This is a genomic window from Streptomyces sp. NPDC004752, assembly GCF_053601275.1.
The window spans coordinates 1-9,175 of record NZ_JBSGBN010000224.1 but is presented as its reverse complement, the minus strand read 5'-3'; the positions used below and the strand labels follow the sequence as shown (position 1 = coordinate 9,175).

At 67.8% G+C, this 9,175-nt stretch carries 9 protein-coding genes and 1 rRNA gene; all 10 read left to right on the top strand.

Annotated elements, in window-relative coordinates; all coding sequences use genetic code 11:
• Window positions 1-94: ribosomal RNA gene (rrf, locus tag ACWEKM_RS44810) — 5S ribosomal RNA — on the top strand; the annotation flags it as partial.
• 109 nt (window positions 95-203) lie between these two features.
• Window positions 204-812, top strand: coding sequence for a CDP-alcohol phosphatidyltransferase family protein (locus ACWEKM_RS44805; protein ID WP_451627071.1), 609 nt, complete (start codon window positions 204-206; stop codon window positions 810-812).
• 114 nt (window positions 813-926) lie between these two features.
• Complete coding sequence (locus ACWEKM_RS44800; RefSeq protein ID WP_451627070.1) at window positions 927-3,422, top strand: sugar phosphate nucleotidyltransferase; 2,496 nt, start codon at window positions 927-929, stop codon at window positions 3,420-3,422.
• Between the two features lie 170 nt (window positions 3,423-3,592).
• A complete protein-coding gene (locus ACWEKM_RS44795) occupies window positions 3,593-4,429 on the top strand; it encodes a DUF881 domain-containing protein (RefSeq protein ID WP_451627072.1) in 837 nt (278 codons plus the stop codon).
• Window positions 4,426-4,758, top strand: a complete 333-nt coding sequence (locus tag ACWEKM_RS44790; protein WP_003988855.1) for a small basic family protein — start codon at window positions 4,426-4,428, stop codon at window positions 4,756-4,758. Before ACWEKM_RS44795 ends, ACWEKM_RS44790 begins: the two co-directional genes overlap by 4 nt.
• A gap of 5 nt (window positions 4,759-4,763) precedes the next feature.
• Window positions 4,764-5,597 carry a DUF881 domain-containing protein gene (locus tag ACWEKM_RS44785; protein ID WP_451627069.1) on the top strand — a complete coding sequence of 278 codons (834 nt, stop codon included), beginning with the start codon at window positions 4,764-4,766 and terminating at the stop codon, window positions 5,595-5,597.
• A 130-nt stretch (window positions 5,598-5,727) separates the two neighbouring features.
• Entirely contained in the window at window positions 5,728-6,618 is an 891-nt protein-coding gene (locus ACWEKM_RS44780) for an FHA domain-containing protein (protein WP_451627068.1), read from the top strand.
• Window positions 6,619-6,661: 43 nt separating this feature from the next.
• Window positions 6,662-7,399 (top strand): transcriptional regulator FtsR, encoded by a 738-nt coding sequence (gene ftsR / locus ACWEKM_RS44775; RefSeq protein ID WP_451627067.1) that lies wholly within the window; start codon window positions 6,662-6,664, stop codon window positions 7,397-7,399.
• 86 nt (window positions 7,400-7,485) lie between these two features.
• On the top strand, window positions 7,486-7,959 hold the full coding sequence (locus ACWEKM_RS44770; RefSeq protein ID WP_026253112.1) for a bifunctional nuclease family protein: 474 nt from the start codon (window positions 7,486-7,488) through the stop codon (window positions 7,957-7,959).
• A 255-nt stretch (window positions 7,960-8,214) separates the two neighbouring features.
• On the top strand, window positions 8,215-8,901 hold the full coding sequence (locus tag ACWEKM_RS44765) for a MerR family transcriptional regulator (protein WP_451627066.1): 687 nt from the start codon (window positions 8,215-8,217) through the stop codon (window positions 8,899-8,901).
• Window positions 8,902-9,175 lie beyond the last annotated feature (274 nt).

The following is a 9,175-nucleotide window of genomic DNA, read 5'->3' as shown; positions in this document are numbered from 1 at the left end:
AACGCCCGGTTACATTCCGAACCCGGAAGCTAAGCCTTACAGCGCCGATGGTACTGCAGGGGGGACCCTGTGGGAGAGTAGGACACCGCCGAACTCCCTTTAAAGCTCCGGCTCTTGGGCATACAGCCCGAGAGCCGGAGCTTTTTTGCGTTGAGGTAGGCTCAGGGAGCATCGTTGGTTCGTTTCCCACAGGAGGCCCCCGGGTGGAGGTCCAGGAGACCCGAGTCCAGACGGACCGGGTCCTCACCATCCCGAACATCCTCAGCATGGCGCGTCTCGTCGGCGTACCCCTCTTCCTGTGGTTGATCCTTAGGCCCGAGTTCGGGGGTCCCAAGAGCGACGACTGGGCGCTGTTGGTACTCGCGCTGAGCGGGATCAGTGACTACCTGGACGGCAAGCTCGCCCGGCGCTGGAACCAGATCAGCAGCCTCGGCCGACTCCTCGACCCCGCCGCCGACCGGCTCTACATTCTCTCGACGCTGATCGGCCTCACCTGGCGGGAGATCCTGCCGATTTGGTTGACGGCCGTGCTACTGGCGAGAGAACTGGTTCTCCTGGTGATGGTGGGCATCCTCAGACGGCACGGCTACCCCCCACCGCAGGTGAACTTCCTGGGGAAGGCAGCGACCTTCAACCTGATGTACGCCTTCCCGCTGCTCCTGCTCAGTGACGGAAGCGGTTGGATCTCGTCACTCGCAGCTATTTTCGGATGGGCGTTCGCAGGATGGGGTACGACGCTCTACTGGTGGGCAGGAGTGCTCTACGTGGTGCAGGTCCGCCGTCTGGTCCGTGCGGACACCATGGCCGATTGAACTCGGCGATTGTCCGGACGCAGTGGCTCGATGGCCCTCGGCGGAAAAGTGCGGGACAATCTTGACGGGTGAAGTCGGCTAGACCGTCGTCTCTTGGAGGAGGACGCTTCCGACATGAAGGCCGTCGTGATGGCCGGTGGTGAAGGCACTCGCCTTCGCCCAATGACCTCAAGCATGCCCAAGCCGCTCCTGCCCGTGGCCAACCGCCCGATCATGGAGCACGTCCTGAGGCTGCTCAAAAGGCATGGGCTCACTGAGACCGTCGTAACCGTGCAGTTTCTGGCCTCGCTCGTCAAGAACTACTTCGGTGACGGCGAAGAACTCGGAATGGAGCTCACCTATGCCAATGAGGAGAAGCCACTCGGTACCGCCGGAAGCGTCAAGAACGCCGAAGAGGCGTTGAAGGACGATGCCTTCCTCGTCATCTCCGGCGACGCGCTGACCGACTTCGACCTCACCGACCTGATCAATTTCCACAAGGAAAAGGGCGCGCTCGTCACAGTGTGTCTCACGCGGGTACCCAATCCGCTGGAGTTCGGCATCACCATCGTCGACGAAGCGGGCAAGGTCGAGCGATTCCTGGAGAAACCAACCTGGGGGCAGGTCTTCTCCGACACGGTGAACACCGGCATCTACGTGATGGAGCCCGAGGTCTTCAACTATGTGGATCCCGACGTTCCCGTCGACTGGTCCGGTGATGTCTTCCCGCAGCTCATGAAGGAGGGCAAGCCGGTATACGGCTATGTCGCCGAGGGCTACTGGGAGGATGTCGGCACCCACGAGTCGTATGTGAAAGCGCAGGCCGACGTTCTTGAGGGCAAGGTCCATGTGGAGATCGACGGATTCGAGATCTCCCCGGGCGTGTGGGTGGCTGAGGGCGCCGAGGTGCATGCGGACGCCGAGCTGCGCGGACCGCTCTACATCGGCGACTACGCCAAGGTGGAGGCCGGTGCCGAGATCCGGGAGCACACCGTCGTCGGGTCGAATGTCGTCGTGAAGAGCGGGGCGTTTCTGCACCGGGCCGTGGTACACGACAACGTGTACATCGGGCAGCACAGCAATCTGCGGGGCTGTGTCGTCGGAAAGAACACCGACATCATGCGCGCTGCCCGGATCGAGGACGGCGCGGTCATCGGCGACGAATGCCTGATCGGTGAAGAATCGATCGTTCAGGGCAATGTGCGGGTCTACCCGTTCAAGACCATTGAGGCCGGTGCCTTCGTCAACACGTCGGTGATCTGGGAGTCCCGCGGGCAGGCGCACCTCTTCGGTGCCCGTGGCGTGAGCGGGATCCTGAATGTGGAGATCACGCCGGAACTCGCCGTGCGGCTGGCCGGGGCCTATGCGACGACCCTCAAGAAGGGGGCGACCGTCACGACGGCCCGTGACCATTCGCGTGGCGCGCGGGCCCTGAAGCGCGCGGTCATCTCCGCGCTCCAGGCCAGTGCCATCGACGTACGGGACCTGGAGAACGTGCCGCTGCCGGTGGCACGGCAGCAGACCGCGCGGGGCAGTGCCGGCGGGATCATGATCCGGACCTCGCCGGGGGTGCCCGACTCGGTCGACATCATGTTCTTCGACGGGCAGGGTGCCGATCTCTCGCAGGCCAGCCAGCGGAAGCTGGACCGGGTTTTCGCGCGGCAGGAGTACCGACGGGCGTTCCCCGGAGAGATCGGCGATCTGCACTTCCCGGCCAGCGTCTACGACTCGTACACCGGGTCGCTGCTGCGGAACGTCGACACCACGGGGATCGCCGAGTCGGGGCTCAAGGTCGTCGTGGACGCCTCCAACGGCAGTGCGGGCCTGGTCCTGCCCAGCCTGCTCGGCAAGCTCCGTGTGGACTCCCTGGCCATCAATCCGGGCCTGGACGAGGCACGGCCCACGGAGACCGGCGACATGCGCCGGGCGGGGCTGGTGCGGCTCGGTGAGATCGTGGCGTCCTCCGGCGCCGCGTTCGGTGTGCGCTTCGACCCCGTGGGCGAGCGGCTGTCCCTCGTCGACGAGAAGGGCCGCATCATCGAGGACGACCGGGCGCTGCTCGTGATGCTCGATCTCGTGGCCGCGGAGCGGCGCAGCGGCCGTGTCGCGCTGCCGGTGACCACGACGCGGATCGCGGAGCAGGTGGCCGCGTATCACGGCACCCAGGTCGAGTGGACCACGACGTCTCCCGACGACCTCACGCGCGTGGGGCGTGAAGAAGGGACGATCTTCGGGGGCGACGGCAAGGGCGGGTTCATCGTCCCGGAGTTCAGCGGCGTCTACGACGGCACGGCGGCCTTTGTACGTCTGATCGGGCTGGTGGCCCGGACGCAGCTCACGCTCAGCCAGATCGACGCGCGGATTCCGCGGGCGCACGTCCTGAAGCGTGATCTGGCCACGCCCTGGGCCGTCAAGGGTCTGGTGATGCGGCGGGTCGTCGAGGAGGCCGGAGACCGCTTCGTCGACACCACGGACGGGGTGCGGGTCGTGGAGACGGACGGTCGCTGGGTGATGGTACTGCCCGACCCGGCCGAGGCGGTCACGCACCTGTGGGCGGAGGGTCCGGACGACGAATCCGCCCAGGCCCTGCTCGATGAGTGGTCGGCCGTCGTGGACAGCGCCGGACGGTAAAACCCCCAGCACGCGCGCGTGCCGGACAAGTGTCCCCAAGGGGGCCTGTCCGGCACGCCGGTGGGGCCATTCGGAGGTACTGCTCGCGACGTGCGACGATGTGCGGCATGCCGCAGCAACCCCCCGTTCGGAGCACGCCGGCCTCGCGGCCCGCGCGCCCGGACGCCTCTATGTCGTTGATCACCAACGTCATGGATCACAGCCTCGACGACGGGTACGCCGAGGCCGCCGCCCGCAGGAAGACCCAGGGCGAAGGGGGCCTGCCGAAGACCCTCCGGGCGAAGCTCGGCCTCGCCGGCGGTCTGGTGCTCGCCGCGCTCGTCGTGACCGTCGGAGCGGCCCAGGCCCGCGTGGCGGCCCCAGTGGTCGCCAAGGAGCGGCAGGAGCTGCTCGACCGGATCGACCGGGAGACCGCGACGGCGGACAAGCTGGAGGGCAGCGTCGACAAGCTGCGCGATGATGTGGGCGCCCGTCAGCGGGCCGCGCTGCGGCAGAGCGGCGGCAGCGAGCAGACCGATCTGGTCGGGATCCTGTCGGGCGCCACCGCGGTGCACGGACCCGGAGTGACGCTCGTCGTGAACGACGCCAAGGAAGCCAACACGGGCGGCGACGGCAACCCGCGCACGACCTCGGGATTCTCCGACACCGGCCGGGTGCGTGACCGTGATATGCAGCGGGTCGTCAACGGGCTGTGGGCGGCCGGCGCGGAGGCCGTCTCGATCAACGGGCAGCGGCTGACCACCCTGTCCGCGATCAGGGCGGCGGGCGAGGCGATACTGGTCGACAACAAGCCACTGGTGCCGCCCTACACGGTCCTGGCGGTGGGGGACGGCCAGAAGGTCAGCACCAGGTTCCAGAACGGTGCCGACGGGCTGTATCTGCATGCCCTGGCGGACAGCTACGGCATCCGGGCCGACATCTCTGTGAAGAACGACCTCCGGCTGCCCGCCGCGCCGAGTGTGATCGTACGCACAGCACAGCCGAGCACTGAGAAGGGCACATCGTGATCGCCGTACTGGGCCTCGTCGTGGGAGTCGTGGCCGGACTGTTGGTTCGTCCCGAGGTTCCGGCGGTCGTCGAGCCTTATCTGCCGATCGCCGTGGTCGCGGCGCTCGATGCCGTCTTCGGCGGCCTGCGGGCCATGCTGGACGGAATCTTCGACGACAAGGTCTTCGTGGTCTCGTTCCTTTCGAATGTGGTCGTGGCCGCCCTGATCGTGTTCCTGGGCGACAAGTTGGGCGTGGGCGCACAGCTGTCCACGGGCGTCGTCGTGGTCCTCGGCATCCGTATCTTCTCCAACGCCGCGGCCATCCGGCGGCATGTGTTCCGGGCGTGAGGCCGATGAGCGACCAGAACGAGCGGCCGGAGAACAGGCTGCGCAGGGAACTGCCCGACGAGGTGCCCGCGCCGGGTCCCGTGGCGCAGCCCCGGCAGGAGAAGTCCGAGCAGGAGCTGACCGGTCGTCGGCGGCTGGTCAACGGCCTGTGGCCACCACGCGTCTCCCGGGCCCAACTCATCGTCGCCCTGCTGCTGTTCGGCCTCGGCTTCGGGCTGGCCGTGCAGGTGGCGTCTAACAGCGACAGCGACAACGCGCTGCGCGGCGCCCGCCAGGAGGATCTGGTGCGCATCCTCGATGAACTCGACAACCGTACGCAGCGTCTTGAGGACGAGAAGACGGGACTCGAACGGCAGCGTCAGGAGCTGGAGAACAGCTCGGACCAGGCCGAGGAGGCACGCAAGCAGACGGCTGAGAAGGAGCGGCAACTCGGCATTCTGGCGGGCACCGTGGCGGCACAGGGGCCCGGTATCACGATGACGATCGATGACACGAAGGGAACGGTCCAGGCGGACATGCTGCTCGACGCGATCCAGGAGTTGCGCGCGGCCGGCGCGGAGGCGATCCAGGTCAATGACGTACGGATCGTCGCCGGTACGTATTTCTCGGATTCCGACAACAGTGTGAGCGTCGACGGGAACAAGATCAACGCCCCCTATCGTTTCAAGGTCATCGGCAAGCCGCAGGACCTTGAGCCGGCGCTCAACATCCCGGGGGGCGTGGTGCAGACTCTTGAGAAGGAGCAGGCCACCGTGACAGTAGACCGCTCGGACAAGATCATTGTTGACGCCTTGCGACCGGTGAAGCAGCCTGGCTACGCTCGGTCGTCCTCCCAGTGAATCGGGGGTGCATGGGAGAGGTCCGGCAGGGGCATGAGGTTGCGGGGGGTCGGCGCACGGAAGGGGTGGTGCGTGGTGGAAACTGTCTGGTGGATACGGACGTTGTGAGGATGTCCGGGTCGACCGGTGTATGGAATCAGGGTTCGTCCTGCCCCACGGGCGGGTCTGTTTCGGTCAAGGGGAATCGCCCGTGAAGTTGTTTGCGAAGTTGTTCGGCAAGAGCGCGCGAGAGAGCGGCGGCAACGCGACCGCCCGCCATCGCGCACAGCCTGACGCAGAGGGCCAGCGCCCGCTGTTCCGGGACCAGGTGGGTGGCCCGGGCGGCGACATTTCCGGAGGTCAGGGCGCGCCGTCTGTTGACCCTGCCCAGTCCGGCGGCATAGGTTTCGGGCAACCGTCAACCTCAAGTGCGGGTGGAGGCTTTGCCCCCGGCCCGTACGCGTCCAATGCCCCGGGGGGACAGCCGCGGCAGGAGGATCCGTCCATGTCGGTCCTGGTATGTACGAGGTGCGGCAACCGCAACGCGGAGAACGCCCGGTTCTGTTCCAACTGTGGTGCGCCGCTGCGTGCCGGTGCCGCCGCCGAACGGCCGTCGGAGACGACGTCCACGATCTCCATCTCCGGCCTTGAGGCGTACGACGCCGAGGCCACCGGGCAGACGCAGCTGCCGGCGCTCTCTCCCGAGGCGCAGGCGGCCGTCGACGCGCTGCCGCTGGGCTCGGCGCTCCTGGTGGTCCGCCGCGGCCCGAACTCGGGCAGTCGCTTCCTGCTGGACGGGGACCTGACCACGGCCGGCCGTCACCCGCAGAGCGACATCTTCCTGGACGACGTGACGGTCTCACGCCGGCACGTGGAGTTCCGGCGTTCCCCCGACGGCTCCTTCACGGTGGCCGACGTGGGCAGTCTGAACGGCACGTACGTCAACCGTGAGCGGATCGACCAGGTCGCTCTGTCGAACGGTGACGAGGTGCAGATCGGCAAGTACCGGCTGGTCTTCTACGCGAGCCGGCACGGCATCTGACCAGCCCCCCGGACACCGTCCGGGGGGACTCCAGGGAAGGTCCATGCTTCAAACACCGCGCGGCGGTGCCGGGCACGGTACCGCCGCCAGGGACAGTGGGCTGATGAGCATCGGCACGGTGCTGAGCACGCTGCGCGAGGAGTTCCCCGAGGTCACCATCTCCAAGATTCGGTTCCTGGAGTCTGAGGGCCTCGTCGAGCCGCAGCGGACTCCCTCGGGATACCGCAAGTTCAGCTCCGGCGACGTCGAGCGCCTCGGCCATGTCCTGCGGATGCAGCGGGACCACTATCTGCCGCTCAAGGTGATCCGTGAGCACCTTGACGCCATGGAGCGGGGCGAGGCCGTACAGCTGCCGTTCGTGGGGCGGCAGCCGGACGCCGAGGACGCCCTGGAGCCCGTCGAGCGGCCCGCGGCGGCCCGGATCGGGCGGGCGGATCTGCTGGCGGCCGCCGAGATCGATGAGAGCACCCTCAAGGAGTGGGAGTCGTACGGGCTCGTCGCCCCCTTGGAGGACGGGTCGTTCGACGCGGAGACGGTGACCGTGGCCTCCCTCGTGGCCGAGCTGGGGCGGTTCGGGATCGAGCCGCGCCACCTTCGGGCGATGAAGGCCGCCGCCGACCGCGAGGCGGGCCTCGTCGACCAAGTGGTGGCGCCGCTGAAGCGCCACCGCAACCCCCAGACCAGGGCCCATGCCGAGGCCCGTACGAAGGAGCTGGCGACGCTCACCGTCAGGTTGCACGCGGCGCTGGTGAAGACCGCCCTGGGTGTGCGGTTGCCGTGAGCGGTGCCGGTGTCCCTTCCGTCGGATCGCGCCCCCGTTCCCTGCCCGACTACCCAAACGTCCCGGGCACGGCCTAGGGTTGCTGTGTGAACGAGCTCGATGTCGTAGGTGTCCGGGTCGAGATGCCCTCCAACCAACCGATCGTGCTCCTGCGTGAAGTGGGCGGCGACCGGTACCTCCCCATCTGGATCGGGCCGGGGGAGGCGACCGCGATCGCCTTTGCCCAGCAGGGGATGGCTCCCGCGCGGCCGCTGACCCACGACCTGTTCAAGGACGTGCTGGAAGCCGTCGGCCAGGAGCTCACCGAAGTACGCATCACGGACCTGCGTGAAGGCGTCTTCTACGCCGAGCTGGTGTTCGCCAGCGGGGTCGAGGTCAGCGCCCGTCCGTCCGATGCCATAGCGCTGGCCCTGCGCACCGGAACGCCGATCTACGGCAGTGACACGGTGCTGGACGACGCGGGCATCGCCATTCCGGACGAGCAGGAGGACGAGGTGGAGAAGTTCCGCGAGTTCCTCGACCAGATCTCGCCCGAGGACTTCGGCACCAGCAGCCAGTGAGTCCGGCGTCCGGCTTGCCGGACCCGGGGCCCCGCGCTGGACTGGTGCCTGTAATGGGCAGTGATCCCATTGTCGGCGGCCCGTGAGAGCGTCCTACGGCTGCCCGCGAGCGCATTCGGCTAGCCTTTCCCCACGGTGGGGCACGGGAAACCACTCTCAGGGTGATTATCACTCGGCGTGGCGAGTGTGGCGATCGTTGACGCACCCCTGGTGACTGCCTACCGTCGTGAAGGCAGGTCAAGGACGGAGGTCGGCGTGAGAAGCAGCGGCGACGGTACGGCTGGGGGTGCCCCCGGACGCGGTTTCGGGGAGAGCGGTCCGTACCCTCCCTCAAGCTCTCGGCTCCGCTCCAGCGGGGGGTATCCCCATCCAGGCAGCGGCGCGGCCGATCACGCCCCGCAACGGCCGACGGCCGTACCGAGCGGCGGAGGGGCGGCGTCCATGGCGTCCGAGCAGATCGGTTACCGGGGGCCGACGGCCTGCGCGGCGGCCGGCATCACCTATCGACAACTCGACTACTGGGCCCGCACGGGCCTCGTCGAGCCCAGCGTGCGGCCCGCCTACGGGTCGGGTACGCAGCGGCTGTACAGCTTCCGGGACGTCGTCGTCCTGAAGATCGTCAAGCGGTTCCTGGACACCGGCGTGTCACTGCAGAACATCCGGACCGCCGTCCAGCACCTCCGGGAACGCGGTTTCCGTGACCTGGAGCGCATGACGCTGATGAGCGACGGCGCCACGGTCTACGAGTGCACCTCGCCCGACGAGGTCCACGCCCTGCTCCAGGGTGGTCAGGGCATCTTCGGGATTGCCGTGGGCGTGGTCTGGCGGGACGTGGAAAGCGCGCTCTCCCAGCTGCACGGGGAGCGTATCGACACGGGGGAGACACTGGTCGGGCACAACCCCGCGGACGAGCTGGCGCGGCGGCGCAACCGGGCGGTCTGAGCCCGTACCTCCCGCCGCCGGGCGGTCCGGGTCCGGGCCACTCCGAAGCCGCCCTGCATGATTCGGGGCCGTGTCGCCGTCCGGCGACGGGGCATTATTGATGCTCCTATTGCCTGTCAAGCGGCTTGGAGCCAGTTGCGGTAGGTGTGGGCGAGGTCGTCGTCTCGGCGGATCCCGCGTTCGAGGGCGGAGATGGCGGTCGGCCAGAGTCCGAAGTGCCGGGCTGCGGCGGTGACGGTGATGTTCTTGGACTGCCGCAGGGGTCTGAGGTCGG

What these genes read in the sequence shown, in the direction of transcription:
- ACWEKM_RS44800 (WP_451627070.1), top strand. Translation starts at nt 927, where the DNA reads ATGAAGGCCGTCGTGATGGCCGGTGGTGAAGGCACTCGCCTTCGCCCA.
- ACWEKM_RS44785 (WP_451627069.1), top strand. Translation starts at nt 4,764, where the DNA reads ATGAGCGACCAGAACGAGCGGCCGGAGAACAGGCTGCGCAGGGAACTG.
- ftsR (WP_451627067.1), top strand. Translation starts at nt 6,662, where the DNA reads ATGCTTCAAACACCGCGCGGCGGTGCCGGGCACGGTACCGCCGCCAGG.
- ACWEKM_RS44795 (WP_451627072.1), top strand. Translation starts at nt 3,593, where the DNA reads ATGTCGTTGATCACCAACGTCATGGATCACAGCCTCGACGACGGGTAC.
- ACWEKM_RS44780 (WP_451627068.1), top strand. Translation starts at nt 5,728, where the DNA reads ATGGAATCAGGGTTCGTCCTGCCCCACGGGCGGGTCTGTTTCGGTCAA.